Annotated in this window: 20 protein-coding genes and 1 other annotated feature; of the genes, 15 read left to right on the top strand and 5 right to left on the bottom strand. The window is 36.8% G+C overall.

All coding sequences use genetic code 11. The annotated features are described in order from the left end of the window. The first annotated feature begins 35 nt into the window (after window positions 1-35). The 9 genes from HNQ43_RS06135 to tyrS all read left to right on the top strand — a co-directional run bounded on the left by HNQ43_RS06135 (window position 36) and on the right by tyrS (window position 10402). Complete coding sequence (locus HNQ43_RS06135; protein ID WP_183375818.1) at window positions 36-491, top strand: MarR family winged helix-turn-helix transcriptional regulator; 456 nt, start codon at window positions 36-38, stop codon at window positions 489-491. Between the two features lie 21 nt (window positions 492-512). Further along, window positions 513-776: a hypothetical protein gene (locus tag HNQ43_RS06130; RefSeq protein ID WP_183375816.1), complete on the top strand. Its 264-nt coding sequence runs from the start codon at window positions 513-515 to the stop codon at window positions 774-776. Window positions 777-890: 114 nt separating this feature from the next. Next, on the top strand, window positions 891-1436 hold the full coding sequence (locus tag HNQ43_RS06125; protein ID WP_183375814.1) for a PepSY domain-containing protein: 546 nt from the start codon (window positions 891-893) through the stop codon (window positions 1434-1436). Between the two features lie 78 nt (window positions 1437-1514). Next, complete coding sequence (locus tag HNQ43_RS06120; RefSeq protein WP_183375812.1) at window positions 1515-2276, top strand: DeoR/GlpR family DNA-binding transcription regulator; 762 nt, start codon at window positions 1515-1517, stop codon at window positions 2274-2276. Window positions 2277-2289: 13 nt separating this feature from the next. Continuing rightward, window positions 2290-4620 (top strand): glycyl radical protein, encoded by a 2331-nt coding sequence (locus HNQ43_RS06115; RefSeq protein WP_273477767.1) that lies wholly within the window; start codon window positions 2290-2292, stop codon window positions 4618-4620. Further along, window positions 4583-5524 (top strand): glycyl-radical enzyme activating protein, encoded by a 942-nt coding sequence (locus HNQ43_RS06110; RefSeq protein ID WP_183375808.1) that lies wholly within the window; start codon window positions 4583-4585, stop codon window positions 5522-5524. Before HNQ43_RS06115 ends, HNQ43_RS06110 begins: the two co-directional genes overlap by 38 nt. A 181-nt stretch (window positions 5525-5705) precedes the next feature. Then, entirely contained in the window at window positions 5706-8291 is a 2586-nt protein-coding gene (locus tag HNQ43_RS06105) for a cation-translocating P-type ATPase (protein WP_183375806.1), read from the top strand. Window positions 8292-8387: 96 nt separating this feature from the next. Continuing rightward, window positions 8388-8885, top strand: coding sequence for a helix-turn-helix domain-containing protein (locus HNQ43_RS06100; RefSeq protein ID WP_183375804.1), 498 nt, complete (start codon window positions 8388-8390; stop codon window positions 8883-8885). A gap of 58 nt (window positions 8886-8943) precedes the next feature. Continuing rightward, window positions 8944-9128 (top strand) — a binding site (T-box leader). A gap of 29 nt (window positions 9129-9157) precedes the next feature. Next, window positions 9158-10402 (top strand): tyrosine--tRNA ligase, encoded by a 1245-nt coding sequence (gene tyrS, locus HNQ43_RS06095; protein ID WP_183375802.1) that lies wholly within the window; start codon window positions 9158-9160, stop codon window positions 10400-10402. Here the strand turns inward: tyrS and mnmL are convergent. After that, window positions 10396-11343, bottom strand: coding sequence for a tRNA modification radical SAM protein MnmL/YtqA (gene mnmL / locus HNQ43_RS06090; protein WP_183375800.1), 948 nt, complete (start codon window positions 11341-11343; stop codon window positions 10396-10398). The two genes, tyrS and mnmL, sit on opposite strands and share 7 nt — an antisense overlap. A 157-nt stretch (window positions 11344-11500) precedes the next feature. Between mnmL and HNQ43_RS06085 the strand changes: the two genes are divergently transcribed. Next, window positions 11501-12172 carry a M48 family metallopeptidase gene (locus HNQ43_RS06085; protein ID WP_183375798.1) on the top strand — a complete coding sequence of 224 codons (672 nt, stop codon included), beginning with the start codon at window positions 11501-11503 and terminating at the stop codon, window positions 12170-12172. A gap of 12 nt (window positions 12173-12184) precedes the next feature. Here HNQ43_RS06085 and aroF read toward each other — a convergent pair whose 3' ends face one another. From aroF to HNQ43_RS06070, 3 genes are all read right to left on the bottom strand, one after another. Continuing rightward, window positions 12185-13198, bottom strand: a complete 1014-nt coding sequence (gene aroF / locus HNQ43_RS06080) for a 3-deoxy-7-phosphoheptulonate synthase (RefSeq protein ID WP_183375796.1) — start codon at window positions 13196-13198, stop codon at window positions 12185-12187. Next, complete coding sequence (locus HNQ43_RS06075) at window positions 13170-14477, bottom strand: shikimate kinase (RefSeq protein ID WP_183375794.1); 1308 nt, start codon at window positions 14475-14477, stop codon at window positions 13170-13172. Before HNQ43_RS06075 ends, aroF begins: the two co-directional genes overlap by 29 nt. A 177-nt stretch (window positions 14478-14654) precedes the next feature. After that, a complete protein-coding gene (locus HNQ43_RS06070) occupies window positions 14655-14978 on the bottom strand; it encodes a LysR substrate-binding domain-containing protein (RefSeq protein ID WP_183375792.1) in 324 nt (107 codons plus the stop codon). 432 nt (window positions 14979-15410) lie between these two features. Here HNQ43_RS06070 and HNQ43_RS06065 point away from each other — a divergent pair, with 432 nt between their 5' ends. Next, window positions 15411-16016, top strand: a complete 606-nt coding sequence (locus tag HNQ43_RS06065; RefSeq protein ID WP_183375790.1) for a hypothetical protein — start codon at window positions 15411-15413, stop codon at window positions 16014-16016. Between the two features lie 247 nt (window positions 16017-16263). Continuing rightward, window positions 16264-17025 (top strand): type I 3-dehydroquinate dehydratase, encoded by a 762-nt coding sequence (gene aroD, locus HNQ43_RS06060; RefSeq protein WP_183375788.1) that lies wholly within the window; start codon window positions 16264-16266, stop codon window positions 17023-17025. A gap of 63 nt (window positions 17026-17088) precedes the next feature. Here aroD and HNQ43_RS06055 read toward each other — a convergent pair whose 3' ends face one another. Beyond that, complete coding sequence (locus HNQ43_RS06055; protein WP_183375786.1) at window positions 17089-18099, bottom strand: shikimate dehydrogenase family protein; 1011 nt, start codon at window positions 18097-18099, stop codon at window positions 17089-17091. A gap of 176 nt (window positions 18100-18275) precedes the next feature. On the opposite strand from HNQ43_RS06055, the gene HNQ43_RS06050 reads away from it, so the two are divergent. The 3 genes from HNQ43_RS06050 to HNQ43_RS06040 all read left to right on the top strand — a co-directional run bounded on the left by HNQ43_RS06050 (window position 18276) and on the right by HNQ43_RS06040 (window position 19891). Further along, a complete protein-coding gene (locus HNQ43_RS06050) occupies window positions 18276-18572 on the top strand; it encodes a hypothetical protein (RefSeq protein ID WP_183375784.1) in 297 nt (98 codons plus the stop codon). Between the two features lie 78 nt (window positions 18573-18650). Beyond that, window positions 18651-19178, top strand: coding sequence for a ribosome hibernation-promoting factor, HPF/YfiA family (gene hpf / locus HNQ43_RS06045; RefSeq protein WP_183375782.1), 528 nt, complete (start codon window positions 18651-18653; stop codon window positions 19176-19178). A 44-nt stretch (window positions 19179-19222) separates the two neighbouring features. Further along, the gene (locus tag HNQ43_RS06040) at window positions 19223-19891 is read left to right on the top strand and encodes a response regulator transcription factor (RefSeq protein ID WP_183375780.1); all 669 of its coding nucleotides are present in this window, start codon (window positions 19223-19225) and stop codon (window positions 19889-19891) included. The last annotated feature ends 148 nt before the right edge of the window (window positions 19892-20039 follow it).

The following is a 20039-nucleotide window of genomic DNA, read 5'->3' as shown; positions in this document are numbered from 1 at the left end:
CTAAAAGATTAAGATACTTAATAAAAGGAGAGCTTATGTCTAAAGAACGAACTATAGAACTGATCAATGAATCTATGTTGACTTTAATGGAATTTACTCGTAAAAACCGCGGCCCCATCAAAGGGTTTCGATCCAGAGATCTGAGTATTTTGGTTTATATTCTTATGCAAGAAAAAAAAGAGCCGGTCACGATGTCTCATCTAGCTCAAAATTTAAGAGTAACTCCAGCTGCTGCAAGTCAAATTATTTCAGGATATGAAAAAAACGGATGGGTCAAACGAATTCGATCAAATGAGGATCGTCGTACTGTGACCATTCAAGTCACGGATACTATTCGTGAAAAAATTCTATCAAAGTGGAAAGAACACCAGGAAGCTCTAAGCTGCTTTTTGGATGAACTTGGTGAAGAAGACTGTGAAAATCTGTATCGAATTTTAAATAAGATCATTGATTTTTCTCGTAAAAATCATGTCGTTGATCCAATTGAATGATTTTATGTTCAAAGGAGTTTTATGAAACGTTATACAATAAATTTAACAAATTATGAATCGCTAGAGGAGTCTTTAGAAGATATCTATTCGATTTTAGAACTTCCAAAGTCCGGATCTTTAAGTGTTCAGTCCTTAAAGGTTGCGATGAATTCCATTCATGAAGATATTGTTATTGAGCTGATTCAAAAAACTACGATCCATGAAGAACTGATACAGCTTTTCGATGTGTTTGAATCTGTACAAAGAGAAAATGATCACGTGTATTTGATCATAGGGATCCAATAATAGAAAGACTGCGTCTTGGGTGATTTTCCAAGACTTTTTTCTTTAAGAAAGGCTAATGAGTAGCGTCTAATTCTAGAGTTTGATAAAATAAATTCAAGAAGGGATGCAGACACTATGAAAAAAGGAGTTTTAATTGCTGTTATTGTTATAATTGTTATAGTTTTTGGGATCGGTGCATTCTTTTTCTTGCAGACGAATTTAGATGAAGCTCGGCAAATTGCCTTAGATCAAGTGGGAGATTCTGATGCAAAAATCGTTGAAGAAAAAGTGGAGAAAGATTTTCTTCTTTCAGAATACGAGTTTACGATCCAGACGGATACTGAAAAATTTGAGGTGCAAATCAGTGGCTTTGGACAAGTCAGCAGTTTTGAAAGAGAATCTTTACCGTCTTATCCACAAAACAATCAAACAAATGATTATTGCCCAAATAATTCACAGACTGCCACTACGGATGGAACAGATATCGGATTAGAGAAAGCTCAACAAATTGCTTTACAACAACATCCAAACGGATCGATCAAAGGAACCGATACGGATCATGAGTATGGAAAGTTGATCTACGAAATCGAGGTGATCGAAGATCAAACTGAGTATGATTATACGATCGATGGTTCAACTGGAGAGATTTTGCACACTACACAAGAGAGTATTTATGATTAAGGCCAAAAGGCCTTTTTATTTTTTATTATTTTTCTTTATTACTTTTTATTATTCTGTTATACTTGAATTGGTGATGATATGTTTGTAGAGGAACGTCAGGATTTGATTTTAAAACAAATGCTTGAAAAGGGCAGTGTTCGAGTTAAAGAACTGAGCGAAAGATTCAATGTGACTGAGGATTTAATTCGTAAAGATTTGAGTACTTTAGAGAAAGCGGGAAAGTGCAAAAAGATATATGGTGGTGCAATTCCGACAAAGCAGAATGTAAATCGAAAAAAAGCATCGGAAAGAAAGACACTGAATTTAGAGGGAAAAAGAGTAATTGCACAAAAAGCCATTGATTTGATTAAAGAGGGAAATGTTGTCTTCCTTGATATAAGCACAACTGTTGTTGAGTTGGCTCGTCAGATTGCACAACAAAATCTTAATATCACAGTGGTTACAAATTCTTTAGAAGCAGTTAATTTATTAATTTCTAGCGATGTCAACGTAATTTTTATCGGAGGCGAACTAGATTATGGAAAAGATGGGTTTGTAGGAAGTCTTGCGGATCAAATGCTTGAAAACTTTCACTTTGACGCGGCATTCTTAGGAGTCGTGGGCTTAGATTTAGAGGAAAATGCCGTCTATACTTATATGGCTAAAGACGGTGTGACAAAGAAGATGGTTATCGATCGATCTAAGATCATTTATTTATTGGCAGATCATGAAAAATTTAATCAAATCGGAAATTATAAGTATTCTACAATTGATTCTGTGACCGGATTGATCACGGATCAAAAATTAAATAGTGTACAACGGAAATACTGCCGGAAATATGGTGTTGAATATTTGGACTAAGGAGGGACCACCAGTGGAAAGAATTCAGATTTTGAAGGACAAAATGTTGTCACAGCCGCGCTTTGTCAGTATTGAACAAGCTTTGATCATTACTAGGACTTACAAAGAACATGAAACGGATTCTGCTCAGATGAAACGAGCTTACTCTCTATATAATTCGCTTCATGAATTAGAAATCGGAATCGAACCAGAAGAACTGATCGTAGGAAATCGTACCAAAGGGGTTCGATATGGCGTTGTTTTTCCGGAAAGCGGAATCAGTTGGGTTGATCGAGAATTAGAGACGATTTCTACACGTCCGCAGGATAAGTTTTTAGTTCGCGACGAAGATATAGAAATATTCAGAAAAGAAATCCTTCCTTATTGGAAGGGTAAGAGCTTGGAAGATGTACTGCGATCCAGAGCCGGTAAAGAGATTGACGCAATCAGTAAAGTTGTCAAGATCAATCAGAAAGACCATGCTCAAGGGCATATTTGTCCAAATGTAAAAGAATGGCTCGAAAAAGGTCCATCTGGTCTTCAAAGAGAAGCACAAGAACATTTACTGACCTGTGCGGAAGAACAAAAAGATTTTTATCGTTCAGTTGTCCTGGTTATGGATGGTGTAAAAGATTTTATGATGCGTTATCATGATCTTTTGAACCAGGAATCTGATGAAAATCCAAGGTATGCATCCGATATGAAAAAAGTTGCCGAGATTTGTAAAAATCTGAGTCAACGACCTGCACAAACCTTTCATGAAGCTGTACAGTCTCTTTGGTTCTTATTTGTAGTTTTACATATGGAGAGCAATGCTTCCAGCTTCTCACCAGGACGTTTGGATAAAACTTTATATCCATATTATAAAAAAGACATTGATGAATTACGGATCAACGATCAGGAAGCATTAGAGATCATTGAATGCTTATGGTTAAAATTCAATCAAATCGTTTATTTACGGAATAAAAATTCTGCTAAATATTTCGCAGGTTTCCCAATTGGATTCAATATTGCAGTTGGCGGTGTGGATGAGGATGGAAATGATTTCTGTAACGAACTCAGCCATTTATTCCTGGATGCTCAAGAGGATCTTGGGCTTCCGCAACCGAATTTAAGTGTACGCCTTCACGAACACACTAACGAAGCTCTTTTGCGCCATGCGGTCCGTGTTGTCTCTAAAGGAAGCGGAATGCCTCAATTCTTTAATGACAAGGCAATCATTCATGAGTTACAGAAATTAGGAATTTCATCGAAAGATGCGAAAGATTATGCAATTGTGGGCTGTGTAGAATTGACAACACAGGGGAATAATTTAGGATGGTCCGACGCGGCAATGTTCAACATGAATAAGGTGTTAGAGCTGACGCTGAATCATGGCCGATGCTTGATTACTCATGATCAACTAGGACCGGATCTAGGATCTTTGAGCACATATGAAACCTTTGAAGATCTTGAGAATGCTTTTCAAACAATGATGTTGTATTTTATCAAAAAAATGATTCCTTGTTGTGAAGAGGTTGAAAAAGCCCATATCGATATTCTTCCGACTGCGTTTTTAAGCAGTGTGATCGATGACTGTATGGAAAAGGGAATGGACGTAACTCGCGGTGGCGCGCATTATAATTTATCTGGCATTCAAATGATCCAGGTAGCTAATTTGGCCGATTCTATGGCGGCAATCAAGATGATGGTCTATGATCAGAAACGAATTTCAGCCATTGACCTGGAAACAGCTTTAGAACATGATTTTAAGGGATTTGAAGTCATGAGACAAATGTTGTTAAATCGTGTTCCAAAGTATGGAAACGATGTTGAATGGGTTGACCAGCTAGGTGCAAAATGGGCTCAATTTTTCCGGGATACATTGAGAAATTACACAAATTATCGCGGAGGTCTCTACCATAGTGGAATGTATACAGTGAGCGCTCACGTTCCAATGGGACAAAACGTTGGCGCCAGTGCCGATGGCAGACTCTCGCAGACACCATTGGCAGATGGCGGTTTATCGGCGGTTTATGGACGAGATTTAAAAGGGCCGACTGCAGTATTAAAATCGGTATCTCGATTAAATGACGATTGTACAACGAATGGCGGACTGTTGAATATGAAGTTTCTACCAGAGTTTTTTAAAACAGAAACTGGCATTCAAAAATTCTGCAGTTTCTTAAGAACATTTGTCGATCTTGAGATCCCTCATATCCAGTTTAATGTTGTTCGTCGTGAAGATTTATTGGCGGCCCAAAAACATCCTGAACAATATAGTTCATTGACAGTTCGAGTTGCAGGTTATACAGCATACTTTACGGAGTTGGCTGGAGATCTTCAAAATGAAATCATCGCAAGGACATCTTATGACAATATCTAATCTTCAAGTTTTTGATATAAAACGTTTTTCTACTCATGACGGGCAAGGAATACGAACAACGGTATTTTTAAAAGGATGTCCTCTGCGTTGCAAGTGGTGTCAAAATCCGGAAGGGTTACGGCCGAAACGGCAAATTTTATATATGGAGAATAAATGTATCCATTGTTTGAGTTGCGTTCATGCTTGTCAAAGTGACGGTGTGACATATCAAGATGGACAACTTTGTCTGAATCGAGATGCGGAAGAAGATTGGGAAACTATCGTTGATGCTTGTCCTACTAGAGCGCTGCAATTTGATTCTTCCTCTTATTCCGTCTCAGAGATAATGGAGGAAATAAAAAAGGATGAATCGTTTTTTCGTTATGGCGGGGGTGTTACAATTTCGGGAGGCGAGCCATTTCTACAGCCGGATGGCTTGCTCTCGCTTTTGATTGCATGCAAAGAAGAAGGTATTCATACTGCCATAGAAACCAGCCTTTATGTTGATCAAAAATGGTTGCGAAAAGCGTTACCCTATCTTGATCAAATCTATGCGGATTGTAAAGTGTTTGATTCGAACCAGCATAAAAAATGGACCGGTGTACATAATTCTATGATTTTAGATAATATTCGATATTTGTTGACCTCTGAAAAGAAAGATCGGGTGATCGTTCGTACACCTTTGATTCCCACAATGACCGCAACGAAAGAAAATATCTCTCAGATTTCTGCTTTTTTGACTTCAATTTATCCCGATGTTCATTATGAAATCTTGAATTATAATCCTTTGGCTAAATCGAAATATGCTTACTTAGATATGGAGTACTGTTTTGATGACAATCCAAAGCTGTATTCCAGTGAAGTGATGAATGGGTTCTATCAAGTTGCCAAAGAAAATGGTATTCAGAATTTAATCATTGAATGATAATGATTGAATTTTACTTTTAACTTCGATATAATAACCGCAATGAGGGAGTAGTCTCGTAATACGCGTGATTGTTCAACATACCCGAATGTTACATTCTGGACAATCTTAAAGACAAGACTCATTAAGGACAAGGGTTCTTAATGGATCTTGTCTATTTTTTTGATAAGGGAGGACGCTTATGTCGATATACAATCAAAATCCAGAAGATGTTTTGAAAACATTGGATACGAGCCTAGAGGGGTTATCCCATGAAGAAGTAAAGAAACGCCAAGACCAGTATGGATTGAATTTAATGAATCAATCCAAACCTAAAAGTTCATTCATCATCTTTTTAGAACAATATAAAGATTTGTTGGTTATTGTATTGATATGTGCTGCTTTGATTTCAGCGATATCAGGGGAATATGTTAGTACCGCCGTAATTTTGGTTGTAATCACTATCAATGCGATTTTAGGTACGGTTCAAACATTAAAAGCACGTAAATCTTTAGAGAGCCTGCAAAAATTATCAACGCCGCATGTTAAGGTAATACGTGGCGGACAAGTTGAAGAAATCTCCAGTGATCAGTTGACGATCGGAGATATCGTTTGTGTTGAAGCTGGAGATGTTATCGAAGGCGATGGGCGTATTCTGGAAGCTGCAAATTTACAAATCAATGAAAGTGCTTTGACTGGTGAATCTCTTCCGCAAGAAAAAAGCGTTGCAGCATTACAGGGGGAAAAACCTCTGGCAGACCAAACGAATATGGTTTTCTCCAGCGGATTGGTTACGAACGGAACCGGAAAATATGTTGTGAATGCTATAGCGATGGATACCCAAATTGGTCATATTGCAACTATGATTGAAAATGCATCGGAAAGAAAAACACCATTGCAGAAAAGTTTAGATGAATTTTCAGTGAAATTGACTATCAGTATTTGCGTGATCTGTGCCATTATCCTTTGTATTAATGTCGTGTTTGCACATGAAGATCTTTTAGATGCACTGTTGATCGCAGTTGCTTTGGCGGTTGCAGCTATTCCGGAAGCATTAGGTTCAATTGTTACGATCGTTTTATCTATTTCAACGCAAAAGATGGTCAAAGAAAATGCTATTATCAAACAATTGAATGCTGTTGAAAGTTTGGGATGTGTTTCTATTATATGTTCTGATAAAACAGGAACATTGACCCAAAACAAGATGAAAGTAATGGATGTTTTTGCGAATCAGGTGGCCTTTGCACCAGAAGCCTTAGATGCCAGCGATCATTGTCATGATGTTTTGTTGAAAGAGTGCTTGCTTTGTAACAATGCAATTTATCGCGAAGACAGTAAAATTGGTGATCCAACTGAAATCGCTTTGCTTGAACTGTTTGATAATTACGGAAAAAAAGATGATGATTATGTTGTAGAGACCGAACGGTTATATGAGATTCCGTTTGATTCTACCCGAAAGATGATGTCGATCAATTCTAAATTTCATCTTTACACCAAAGGCGCCGTAGATGAACTTTTAAAGCGTTGCACACAGATCTTGATCCATGATCAAAAACGTCCCTTAACAAAAGAAGATAAAGAAAAGATTCTTTTGAAGAATGAAGAATATGCCAAAAAAGGACTTCGTGTATTGGGCTTTGCTTATAAAAATATGGAGCCTAGAGAATTAGATTATTCTGATGAAAAAGAACTTTGTTTTGTGGGTATGGTTGCTCAAATGGATCCTCCTCGAGAAGAAAGTAAGGATGCTGTCGAAAAATGTCGAATTGCCGGGATCAAGCCCATTATGATCACTGGGGATCATGCTATCACGGCGCAAAGCATCGCACAACAAATTGGTATTTTTAAAGAAGGAGATATTTGTTTAGAAGGAGCACAGCTGGAAAAAATGGATGACGAAGAACTTGATCAAGTCTTGCCGAAAGTTTCCGTTTATGCACGTGTAGCTCCGGAACATAAGATTCGAATTGTAAAAGCTTGGCAAAAGCGAAAAGAGATCGTTGCGATGACAGGGGACGGGGTCAATGATGCTCCTGCTCTAAAACAAAGTGATATCGGTGTTGCGATGGGAATCACGGGAACAGAAGTCTCTAAAGATGCGGCTAGTATGATCTTGATGGATGATAATTTTTCTACCATCGTGAAAGCTGTCATTACGGGCAGAAATGTTTATGCCAATATTAAGAATGCGATCACCTATTTATTATCAGGCAATTTTTCGGCCATCTTGGCTGTTGTGTTTACCTCAATATTATTTTTGCCGACTCCATTCACAGCGGTTCATTTATTGTTTATCAATTTGATTACTGATTCTTTACCGGCTATTGCGATTGGAATGGAAAAAGGAACAGACGATATTCTTCGTCAAAAACCACGCAAGAGCGATGATTCTATTTTGAATCGCAAAACAATGTTAAAAATTGGTTCAGAAGGTTTGATCATCTTTGTGTTTGTCATGGCGGCGTATTATTTAGGGCTCCAGTCTTCAGCTTCATTAGCCAGCACGATGGCTTTTGCGACATTGTGCCTTTCGCGTTTGCTTCATGGGTTCTCGAGCCGGTCGGATCTTCCGTTGTTTAAACTTTCCGTCAATATTTACAGCTGTTTAGCTTTTGTGATCGGTGCAGGATTATTGATGTTGATTCTACTGGTGCCAGGACTGCATGGTCTTTTCACCATTGCGCAGGATCTAACTCTTAGTGATGTTGGAATTATCGTGCTTTGTGCTTTGGGATCCTTCATCTGTATTCAGATCATTCGGGTAATAAAAATGAAAATTTCTGACTAAAGAGACGTTTCTTTCGTCTCTTTTTTTGGAAGTGGACGTTTCGTGTCCTGGTTAAAGAATATACAATTGATACAATAAAGATGCAGGGAGGATAACATGGATACAATTAAAATCGGAAACTTTTTAAGAAAATTGAGAAAAGATAAACAATTAACCCAAGAACAGTTAGCGGAACAACTCAATGTATCTCGTAGGACCATATCTCGATGGGAAACGGGATCTAATCTTCCAGACTTGGATCTTTTGATTGAATTATCTGATTTTTATCAAATTGAACTAATAGACATGTTAAATGGCCAAACGCAGTGTGACAGGGAAGAGAGCATAGAGGAAAGTTATAAGAAGATTGCACAATATACTGCAGAAGAAAAAAAGGTAACTTTGCAAGCGTATCACATTTTATTTGTAATTGGATGTTTGATTTTCAGTGTCTATTTTATCATGGAATGGATTCATTTTGTTAACAGTCCGATCGTAGATTTTATAGAAGGATTCTGTTTAGGGGGTTCTTTTGGTTTACTGGTTTTAGGTGCTATTGTGACAAGTTCGAGGTGGAAAAATATATGTTCTTTTTTTCAATCGAATCCTAAATAAAGTGATCAGTTTTAAAAAGGACTGCCTTGATTTTTATTATTAAATCCGTATAATTTTAGTTACAGCGATGAAGAGAAAGAGTACACAGAATCTTTCTTGTCAGAGAGCAGCTGGCTGGTGCAAAGCTGTAGGAAAATCTGTGGAATACACCTTGGAGCTTCATTTGACGTAGGTCTGCGTTAAAGACTAGAGTGCATACTTATTGTATGAAGTAAGGTGGTACCGCGTGCAAACGTCCTTATTCAGGACGTTTTTTTTATGGAGGATATGATATGAAACTATTTGATGAATTGAAATGGCGTGGATTGATCGATAATGTTACTAGTCCAGATGTAGAAGATGCAATCAATAATGAGCATTTGACCTTTTACATTGGAACCGATCCGACGGCGGATTCTTTACACATCGGACATTACAGTTCTTTATTGATGGCAAAACGTCTGCAGATGCATGGACATCACCCCATTATGTTAGTCGGCGGAGCAACCGGATTTATCGGTGATCCTAAAGCCACGGGCGAAAGAAATATGTTGACACCGGAAGTACTGCAGAAGAATTATGATGCTTTGCATGAACAAATCTCGAATCTTTGGGGATTTGATATGGTCAACAACTTGGATTGGACCAAAGATATCACAATTATCGATTTTTTAAGAGATTATGGGAAGCTGTTCAATGTAAACTACATGATTAATAAGGAAACAGTAAAAAAACGTCTGGATTCTGGAATCAGCTATACAGAATTTTCTTATATGATCCTTCAATCTCTTGATTTTTATACGTTATATAAAACGCGGAACTGCACGATGCAGATTGGCGGTCAGGATCAATGGGGGAATATTACTTCAGGATTAGAGCTGATTCGAAAAAAATGCGGTGCGGATGTGAAATGTTATGGATTGACTATGCCTTTGATTACAAAGGCCGACGGGACAAAATTTGGTAAGAGTGAGACCGGAACGGTGTGGTTAGATCCTAGAAAAACAAGTCCATATGAGCTGTATCAATTCTTGTTTAATACAGAGGATTCAAAAGTTATTGAATATTTGAAGAAACTGACATTCTTATCGATTGATGAAATCAATGCTTTGGAAGTTTCATTAAAGGAAGAACCACACAAACGGGAAGCTCAAAAAGCGTTGGCGGCCAATGTTGTAAAGGATCTTCATGGAGAACAAGGATTGGATTCCGCTTTAAAGATCACAAACGCTTTGTTTAGAGGTTCTTTTTCCGAGTTGAATGAAGAACAGAAATTGGAAGCTGTAGGACAGATGGATCAGATCAATTGTCCTTGCGGTTTGTTGCTGGAAGACGTTTTGGTTCAAACGCATATCGCATCTAGTAAGCGAGAAGCGAGAGAGTGGATCAAAGGCAATTCAATCGCCATCAACGGAACGAAAGTTACGGATCCTTTGATGAAGATCTGCATTGAAAAATGCTGTGTAAAAGATTATATGATTTTAAAAAGAGGAAAGAAGAATTACTATTGCGTAAAATTAGAAGAGTCGGATCAATAAGATATCCGACTCTTTTTTCCTTGCCAAGTGTTTTCTTGAACCATTTTTTTATCGATTTCATTTGTGACAATCGTTTTTTTGATTGTCCACTTTGGTTCAATCAAATCTTTTGCCATGCCATCTCCTGTTAATCGTTCGACTACACAATCATAAGGCAGATATTCCAGTTGTTTCACAACGACATCAACATATTCTTCCAGAGATAAAAGAGGGAAGGGACATTCTTTGTACTGTTCTGCCATCTGGGTATTTTGTATCAGATGAAGCATATGGATCTTTATCGCATCAAATGGATGACAGGAAAGCTCTTTAACAGTTTCGATCATATCTTCTTTGGTTTCGTTGGGTAAAGAATTAATAATGTGGATACAGCTCTTGATTTCAGTGGTTTTGATTCGATCCAGTGCTTCCCAGACTTCTTCTGTGGTATGGCACCGGTTCAAGAATTGAATTGTTTTATTGTGAATACTTTGAAGTCCTATTTCAAGCCATGTTTCCTTCTCTTTAGCTTTCTCGGCAAAATAATCCAAGACATCTTGAGCCAGACAATCGGCTCTTGTAGCAATGCAGATTCCTGTGACATCTTTTCGAGCATAGAACGGATCATAGATTTTTTTGATTGTATCAAGATCGGCATATGTGTTGGTATATGACTGGAAGTAGGCAAACCCTAAACAGCGGGGCCATTTTTTTTGCATTCTCGCTAATCCTTTTTCATATTGAGTCTGCAGGTCCTGGTCAAATTTTAATATACTGTCGCCACTCCCTTTTTCAGAACAAAAAGTACATCCAAGGATTCCTTTTGTGCCATCTCTGTTAGGGCAGGTAAAGCCCGCGTTTAAAGGAACTTTGGCGACCTTTGTACCATACTTGGAGCGAAAATAATAGTTCATGGTCTGATATCGTTTATTATCGTTAGAATTCCGATAAGGATTGTTCATTTCTATCACCTGTTACATACTATCACATTTTAGTTCTTATCGAAAAAGTTTAGTTTTTTTGTTCTTTTTAGATTTCGTATACACTTTTTTTTATAGTTATGATATTATTATCGAGCATTAAGGGGACATATTGAGATGGTTTTTAGGAGGCTCATTTATGTCAAAAAAAATTCATACAACTCGGAATCATTCCATTCCGGAATATTCTGTCAAGATAACAAAACAAAAGGGAATCCGTATGCGAGTAACTCCTCAAGGGAAACTGATTATTCATGCGAATCCTTTTTGCACGAAAGAATCGATTGAAAAATTCATTCAAGAGCATGTTGATGAATTGTATTTTCCTCTGAAGAGTTCATCAGTTCGTCTGTTTGGTCGCAGTTTTCAAATTCGAAAAGTAACGGGCTCTTCAAATCATGTCTCAACTTGCGAACATGAATTGATCATACAGGCAAAAGACTGCACATTGATGGAGAAAGTGTATCAAGACTTTCTGAAACAAACAGCCAAAGATGTTTTATCCGATATCTCGGATATGATTTTTTTACGCGTTCAACCCATTTTAACAAAAAAACCAAAGATTTTGATTCGGAGGATGTCTTCGAGCTGGGGAGTTTGTCACCCGGATAAAGGTTCGATTACTTTAAATTCTGAATTGATCCATTATCCAGTTGAGTTTATTGAATATGTCATCTGTCATGAGTTTATCCATATGGTTGAGCCCAATCATTCACCAGCGTTTTATGCTCAATTGTGCAAAGTTATGCCGGATTATAAAAGACGGATTGACCTCATCGAAACAAGCAATGAAAAACAGTATCTGATGTGATACTGTTTTTTTCTATAATTCTCTTCCAATAACTTGAGCAATCTTTTTTCCCTTTTGAATCAAACTTGCATACTTTTCTGGTTTCAGACTTTGATCCCCATCGCTCCAAGCGCATTCCGGATTATCATGTACTTCGATGATCAATCCATCAGCTCCGGCTGCTATGGATGCTAATGATAAGGATTCGATAAGTTTCCAGTTTCCTGCGGCATGGCTTGGATCGATAATGATCGGTAAATGCGTTTTTGATTTTATGATGGGAATGACTGCCAGATCCAGGGTGTTTCGTGTCATTGTTTCAAAAGTTCGGATACCTCTTTCGCAGAAAATTACATTCGGATTTCCTTCTGACATAATATACTCAGCTGCCATGATCCATTCATTAATTGTATTTGCTAAACCGCGCTTTAACAGAATTGGTTTTTTTGTTTTTCCGACAGCTTTGAGAAGGTCGAAGTTTTGCATGTTACGAGCCCCGATCTGAATAATGTCTACATTTTCAACGAACTCTTGCAAGTGTTCGGTTGCCATTAATTCGCTGACGATGGGTAAACCTGTTTCTTTTCGTGCCTGACAAAGATCCAGAATCCCCTGAGTTCCTAACCCCTGAAAAGCGTAAGGACTTGTTCTCGGTTTATAGGCACCGCCTCGCAACATATCTGCTCCACATTTTTTGACTTCTTTTGCTATTCTCAGAATTTGATCTTTACCCTCGACACTGCATGGGCCGGCAATCATTGTCAGCTTCTTTCCGCCAATCTTGATTCCATTTACATCGACGATAGTATCTTCGGGATGAAATTTTCGATTAACCAGTTTATAGGGCTCATCTACACGTTGCACATTGGCGACGATAGGGTTGGCCATGATGTTTTTTTCATCTACTTTCGATGTATCGCCAACTAAACCAAATACATTATAGTTTTCTCCATAAATGACGGTAACCTTTAAATTCATGTTTTCAAAACGATGAACTAATTTCTTTATTTGTTCGGGTTTAGCTTCTTTTTTCAGAGTGATGATCACAATATTTCCTCCAATCTTTTTTTACAGCTTGCTTGGCAGTCTCATGGAATCCTTTTACAATATCTTCTACGGTTTTATCCATTTCTTCGTTATTAAAGACAACTACATTTGAATATTTCTGATACAGTGGATATCTCTCTTTATGCATAGTTCGCAAAGCTTCTTTGCTTGAAGACAACGGGCGATTAGGATCGCTAGAAATCAGCTTGTCCAGATCACGGTCAATAAAGAATACGATTCCATTTAAACGCAGACTATCCATATTGGCTTTATTTTTGACGGTTCCTCCGCCAGTCGCAATGATTACGTTGTTTAAGGTAGAAAGTTCCACAGCCACCAGAGATTCTAGTTTTCTAAAACCGGCTTCACCGCTTTGATCAAAGATTTCAGGAATTGGCATCTTGGCTTTCTCTACGACAACATCATCTAAATCAATAAAAGGCTTATTAAGACGTTTTGAGAGAAGTTGTCCGATAGATGTTTTCCCGGCACTTGGCATACCAATCAATACAATATTACATTTTTCTATTAAGATTTCATGGATCACCTCATCGATTCTATCATCGGATATCTTTTGACCCGTGATCAGTTCAACTGCATATTTGGTTTGCGCTACTTCCATTTCAATTCCGATCACGCGAGTGATTCCTAATTCCTGAGCATTGAAACCCAATGTGGTTAGAATAGGATTATAGACTAGGTCGATTACGGCTTCGCAGTTTGAGAATAATGACATTGCGATTGGAGCATTTAAAATATCTGGTGACATACCAACGGGGGAAGTGTTGATCACGATATCTGAATTTAAATGTTTGGCAAAGCATTCAATGTATGAGATACTGCCTTCGCTCTCAACAATATCGACTACGTTAATTTCTGATGCTTGCATTTCTTTCGCAATCACTTGTACGGCAGAACTAGATCCGCCATTTCCTAATATCAGAACTTTTTTATTTTTAAAATTGATATTGTGTCGTTTGATCAAATAGTAAAATGAATCGTAGTCTGTGTTATAACCATAAGTTTTTCCATCTTTAACAATGATCGTATCGACTGCCTTAATTTTTTGTGCGTTTTTACTGGGAACATCAACATAGTCATAAATCAATTTTTTATAAGGGAACGTGATATTGATTCCCTCGAAATTTTTTTCTTTTACAAAATCAATAACTTGTTCTTCATTCATTTCCACCATTTCATAATTCGATAAACCAAATGCATTAGAAACCCTTTGTGTAAAGTTTCCTCGTAAGTCTTTTCCGATTAATCCTCTTTTCATATCCTTCTCCTTGATAAAATAAAAAGTGTTAACTATAAAGGAGTTAACACTTTGAAAAGCCCTGAATCAATTCTAAAATGTCTGCAGGGCTATGAGTTAAAAAAGTAAAAGTAATTAGAAGAAAATACTTTCATGTAAAAATAATACCAACTCTTACATATAAAATCAAACATTTTCTTATTTATTTTCAAACTCTTGATTGTTAAAAGTGTTATGGATCATAAAGTTAATAAACTTATTGACAGACGGCGTCAAATAACGATTTTTTAAAGTGGCCATATAGATCTTTCGATCTTCTAATTTGTTTTCGATGTTAATGACTTTTAAATCATAAAGCTTAATGATATTGATATTTGGGACTAATGCAATGCCATAATTGATGGCGACCAAACCTAAAGCTGCGGTATCTTCAACAATTTCACATTGAATATTGGGTGTGATTTTTACAGATTTAAACACTTCGTCAAGATACGGACGAAGACCCGATCTTTTCGAATACATGATCCATTTTTCTGAGGGTTTAATTTTTTAGGCTCGTCCTTTGCACATAAAGGATGAATAAATATTAAAAATGAAATCTTGGTGGTATAATTTAGACGCTTACAGAAAGGCAAGCTCTTGAGGAGCTTCATGAGGTGAATAACCATCAAGAGAACTTGGCGGTTCTGGTTGTTCATCTCGTGAAACTCTGAACCGCCAAAACAATGAAATCTAAGAAACGTAAAAAATACACACCTTTACGTTCTTTTTCGTGGTCTAAATCCGAAGCCAAAACAACGGATCAACTTTTAGTCGAATCTACAGTTTCTGAATGGTATGATGCCAAACATCGTACGATGTCAAAGGAAGAAATAATATTTATAAACTCTTTACCTATAGAAAATTGTAGGCTATGCGATTCTTCAGAATTCACTAAAAATGGGCATAGAAAAGATGGAATTCAGATTTATTTTTTGTAAGACATGTCATCATCAATTTAATCCATTAACAAATACAATCTTTGATTCAAAGAAAATACCTATTTCGGAATGGATCGAATATCTTCTGCATTTGTTTGAATTTCATTCACTCCATTCCACAGCTTATGACAACAGGAATTCAGAAACAACCGCTAAATACTGGCTTATTAAAGTATTTGAAGTATTAAAAGGGATCCAAGATGATATAGTGTTGGATGGTACTGTATATTTAGACGAAACGTATTTTTCAAAAGCCAAACAGAACAAGATCAAAAAAGACGGAAAAGAACTGCGAGGAATATCCAGGAACAAAATAGGAGTAGGGGTTGCCTGCAATGATAAGGCATCCATCTACATAGTGACAGGAACATCAAAACCATCCAGGACCTCGACAATCAGAACCTATGGAAAACATATAGCCGAAGGTTCGACAATCGTTCATGATGAAGAAAAATCTCATAACATACTTGTTGAAGAACTGGGATTAAAAAATGAAGTATATTTATCTAATAAAATAAAACAGCTGAACGATAAAGAGAATCCATTATATCCAGTCAATCATCTCCATATGTTACTTTAAAAATTTATGAGAGCACATGGAGGTTACGACAGAGAAAATCTGCAAGACTGGATGAATTTATTTTGGTTCATTATGAATGAGCCTAAAGACCGATATGATAAAGTTCTAAAGTTCATCAAAATGGCGATAATGTCACCAAAAAGAGTGAAATATCGAGATGCTTTATCAAAAAGACACGATAAATAAAGGATTGTTACCCTTTATGTGCAAAGGACGAGCCTTTAAAAAATGTTGAGTGGAGGTAATTATGAAGATTATTACAGTTAAGAATGTTGAATTTGGTAAAGGAAAACCAAAAATCTGCATCCCAATCATGGGAAAAGATCTAGAGGGTCTAAAAAATGAAATCCAGAGTTTGGAGGGTTTGACATATGACATTATTGAATGGCGTATGGACCACTTCAAAGATATATTAAAAAAAGAAGAAGCCCAAAAAGCAATTCAACTTGTTGGGACAATGTTATCAGATACCGTTCTTCTGGCTACTTTTAGAACCAGTAAAGAAGGCGGGGAAATGGCCATTTCCAATGAAGATTATGTTGCATTGAACAAACAAATGATTGATTCTAAACAGATTGATTTTGTGGATGTAGAATGTTTTACTGGCGATGACGAAGTGAAAGAGATCGTTGAGTATGCCCACGCACATGGCGTATATGTAGTGATGAGTAATCATGATTTCGATAAGACGCCAGATTATGAAGAAATCATTTCCAGATTGAAACTGATGCAGGAAAAAGAAGCGGATATTCCCAAGATTGCATTAATGCCGCAGTCAAAATCAGATGTTCTAACTCTTTTAAAGGCAACATTGGATATGAATGAGAAGTATGCCGATCGACCAATTATCACAATGTCAATGGGCGCTGATGGTGTTATTTCTAGATTGGCTGGGGAAGTGTTTGGTTCTTGCTTGACATTTGGAGCTGCTAGAGCTGCCAGTGCACCAGGACAAATCAATGTGACAGATTTGAATTCTGTTTTAGATATCTTACACAATTCGATCTAATTGCTTTTTCAAATTCGATAAAAAAACCAGAGAACTTTCAATTTCAAAATCTCTGGTTTTTATTTAGAATTTTTGAATGGCAGATTTAAATCTAGCTATGATTGTATCGGCTGAATCTCCATTTACGATAAAGCCATTCGAAATCAGCTTTTCCTGATGCGCCGAGATTTCCTCTTGTGAAACGACAAGAATCAGGCTGTTTTCAATTGCATCTTTTTCAATTTGCTTAGAAAATCGTATTTCTTTATGAAGACGATTGCTTAGATCGTTGAGTATATCTGAGTTTGTGCAGTCGGTGATCAAATTAGATGTTTCGAATAAAATCTCACGATAGATTCTGTCAATTTCCCGATCATCGATTTGAATGTCTTTAAAGTGCTCCAAGGCCCTCTTTGCTTGTCCGACCAACATTTCTAATCCAGTGACAGCTACTGGAATTCCTAAGCTTTTAGCTTGTAGCGTAAACTTTGTATCCATTGGATTATAAATACAATCAAATACTGCTTCAATGTGAATAAACTTCGATAGATCCACCGCTGCGGAATCAACATGGGGATACATACCGCAAGGCGTCGTATTCACAACAATATCGATATCTTTATGATTTTGGTAGACGGAATCGATAGAGAGTACATCACCACTGAGGATGATATCTGTTACTAAGAGTTCTTTTGCTTCATTGTCTTTAATGACGGCTTGTATCGCCTGGCTGGCTCCTCCATTTCCTAAAACGAGAACTTTTTTGTTCGCAAACGATATTCCGTGTTTTTTGACCATATAATCAAAGCCATAATAATCCGTATTATACCCGAAAAGTTTTCCTTCACGGTTTACGATAGTATTGACTGCTCCTATTTTCTTGGAAGCATCATCTAATTGATAAAGGTAAGGAATCACGTCTTTTTTATATGGGATCGTAACGTTGATTGCTTGGAAAGAATGCTTTTTCATAAACGCATCCAGATCCGTTTTTTTAACAGGATGAATCTCATAAGTATAGTTGTCTATTAATTTTTCTTGAATCAATTTTGAATAAGAATGACCCAAATGTTCGCCAATCAGTCCATATTGCATATTTTCACCTCTTTTTTTTTCAAGTTTATCTCATTTATAAGAAAATAAAAAGATAAATTTCTAGTCATTTGTTGAAGTTTCTTCGTTCTATTTTAATTTCGAGCCGTTTCCTGGTTATTCATATTTAAATTTGATAGACTATTGATAGTTTGTCAAAATAAAGAAAGAGGAAGCTTATGTCTAATTGCATCGACATTTTTTTTAAAGATTATGAAAGTTTTTTAGAGTCCTTAGAAGCTGCTGATCGAAATGAAGATATTGAAGAGATTCGGATTCATTTTTTATCTCTATATAAAAAGATGGACCCGCTTCAACAAATCCTTGTCTTACAGATGAGTCTGAATAAGCTTCATAAAAAATGTTTTTTATATTTTCCTTTTCCAAGTGATGGTTCTATGACCAAAGACCTCTATCAGACTTATGTGAGAGAGTTAAAGAAGCTTAAAAATGTTTATTTAGATCTTGATTCCTAAATGGCCTATAATGAAGGGTCCTTGATTTTCATTTGAGTTATACTGTGGTATAATTTCAATAACAAGGAGGTACCTATTATGAAAATCAATGTAGTAGGAAAAAATGTAACCGTTACGCAAGGGATCTCTGATAAGATTCACAAAAAATTGGAAGTGCTCAACAAGTATTTCATTGTTGGCGATGAAGATACGGCCAATGTTTTGATTCGTACGTATCGTCATAAGCAGAAAATCGAGGTGACGATTCCCACAAAATTCGCAATCCTCCGTGCGGAAGTTATGGATGATGATCTGTATAATGCGGTTGATAAAGTTATCGACAAACTAGAAGATCAGATTCGTCGTCAAAAGACTCGTCTGACTCGTAAGAACAAAGATTCTCTAGCCCAAGCCTTTATCGACGAAGTGGATGATGATTTGGATTCGGATGATCAAGTAGTTAAGACAAAATCCATTGTTCCTGTTGAAATGAGCTTAGATGATGCGATCATGAAAATGGAATTGTTAGGGCATGATTTCTTTATCTATACAGATGATGAAACGCAAAAGATTGCTGTCGTTTATAAACGCTATGATGGCGGTTATGGATTGATTGAAACCGAATAGATTCAACAAGTGCCTTCGGGCACTTTTTTTGTTATTATAAAGCTATGTATACGATATTATTAATTGAAGATGAAGAAATTATTGCACAAAAGATGAAAGATTTTCTTGAAGGTTGGAACTATAAAGTCATTATTCCTAAAGATTTTAAAAATATTCTTCAGGTATTTTTGGATACGCATCCAGATCTTGTTTGTATGGATATTGTATTGCCTTTTCTCAATGGTTACCACTGGGCCGGCGAGATACGCAAGATTTCTAAAGTTCCGATTCTTTTTATCTCGAGCATTGCTGACAATATGAATATTGTTATGGCATTGAGTCAAGGTGCTGACGACTATATCACAAAACCTTTCGAGTTGCAGATTTTACAGGCAAAGATTCAAGCGTTACTTAGAAGAACTTATGATTTCGCTGGCAAAACACTTGTTTTAGAACATAAGGGACTTCGTTTTTTTCCAGAGGAAACGCGTGCGGTCTTTAACGATCATGAAGTTGAATTAACACGGAATGAATCAAAGATTCTGATGCTGCTTCTTCAGCAGAAAAACAAGATTGTTTCCCGCGATGAAATGATGAATTATCTTTGGAAAACAGATTATTATGTGGATGAAAATACATTAAGCGTGAATGTGAACCGTTTACGAAAAAAATTGGATTCTATAGGTTGCCAGCGATTCATTGAAACCGTTAAGGGAATGGGGTACAAAGTATGAAAATTCTATTTTGGTACTGCAAAGATCATAGTTACTGGCTCCTTTTTCTCACTGTCAGTTTTTTCACTTTAAGCATACTTTGTTTTTTATATCAAATTGACATAGAAATTCTTTTTTACGGAACGCTTCTATGTCTTTTCTTCTTTCT

The sequence above is a fragment of the Faecalicoccus acidiformans genome, assembly GCF_014202635.1.
Classification (GTDB): Bacteria; Bacillota_I; Bacilli_A; order Erysipelotrichales; family Erysipelotrichaceae; genus Faecalicoccus; species Faecalicoccus acidiformans.
The sequence above is the reverse complement of the archived record's forward strand: the minus strand, read 5'-3'. Positions and strand labels throughout refer to the sequence as shown.

Excerpts from the sequence above, each read along its gene's own strand:
- HNQ43_RS06135 (WP_183375818.1), top strand. The coding sequence starts at position 36 with ATGTCTAAAGAACGAACTATAGAACTGATCAATGAATCTATGTTGACT.
- HNQ43_RS06130 (WP_183375816.1), top strand. The coding sequence starts at position 513 with ATGAAACGTTATACAATAAATTTAACAAATTATGAATCGCTAGAGGAG.
- HNQ43_RS06125 (WP_183375814.1), top strand. The coding sequence starts at position 891 with ATGAAAAAAGGAGTTTTAATTGCTGTTATTGTTATAATTGTTATAGTT.
- HNQ43_RS06120 (WP_183375812.1), top strand. The coding sequence starts at position 1,515 with ATGTTTGTAGAGGAACGTCAGGATTTGATTTTAAAACAAATGCTTGAA.
- HNQ43_RS06110 (WP_183375808.1), top strand. The coding sequence starts at position 4,583 with ATGAAATCATCGCAAGGACATCTTATGACAATATCTAATCTTCAAGTT.
- HNQ43_RS06105 (WP_183375806.1), top strand. The coding sequence starts at position 5,706 with ATGTCGATATACAATCAAAATCCAGAAGATGTTTTGAAAACATTGGAT.
- HNQ43_RS06100 (WP_183375804.1), top strand. The coding sequence starts at position 8,388 with ATGGATACAATTAAAATCGGAAACTTTTTAAGAAAATTGAGAAAAGAT.
- tyrS (WP_183375802.1), top strand. The coding sequence starts at position 9,158 with ATGAAACTATTTGATGAATTGAAATGGCGTGGATTGATCGATAATGTT.
- mnmL (WP_183375800.1), bottom strand. The coding sequence starts at position 11,343 with ATGAACAATCCTTATCGGAATTCTAACGATAATAAACGATATCAGACC.
- HNQ43_RS06085 (WP_183375798.1), top strand. The coding sequence starts at position 11,501 with ATGTCAAAAAAAATTCATACAACTCGGAATCATTCCATTCCGGAATAT.
- HNQ43_RS06075 (WP_183375794.1), bottom strand. The coding sequence starts at position 14,477 with ATGAAAAGAGGATTAATCGGAAAAGACTTACGAGGAAACTTTACACAA.
- HNQ43_RS06070 (WP_183375792.1), bottom strand. The coding sequence starts at position 14,978 with ATGTATTCGAAAAGATCGGGTCTTCGTCCGTATCTTGACGAAGTGTTT.
- HNQ43_RS06065 (WP_183375790.1), top strand. The coding sequence starts at position 15,411 with ATGGAATTCAGATTTATTTTTTGTAAGACATGTCATCATCAATTTAAT.
- aroD (WP_183375788.1), top strand. The coding sequence starts at position 16,264 with ATGAAGATTATTACAGTTAAGAATGTTGAATTTGGTAAAGGAAAACCA.
- HNQ43_RS06055 (WP_183375786.1), bottom strand. The coding sequence starts at position 18,099 with ATGCAATATGGACTGATTGGCGAACATTTGGGTCATTCTTATTCAAAA.
- HNQ43_RS06050 (WP_183375784.1), top strand. The coding sequence starts at position 18,276 with ATGTCTAATTGCATCGACATTTTTTTTAAAGATTATGAAAGTTTTTTA.
- hpf (WP_183375782.1), top strand. The coding sequence starts at position 18,651 with ATGAAAATCAATGTAGTAGGAAAAAATGTAACCGTTACGCAAGGGATC.
- HNQ43_RS06040 (WP_183375780.1), top strand. The coding sequence starts at position 19,223 with ATGTATACGATATTATTAATTGAAGATGAAGAAATTATTGCACAAAAG.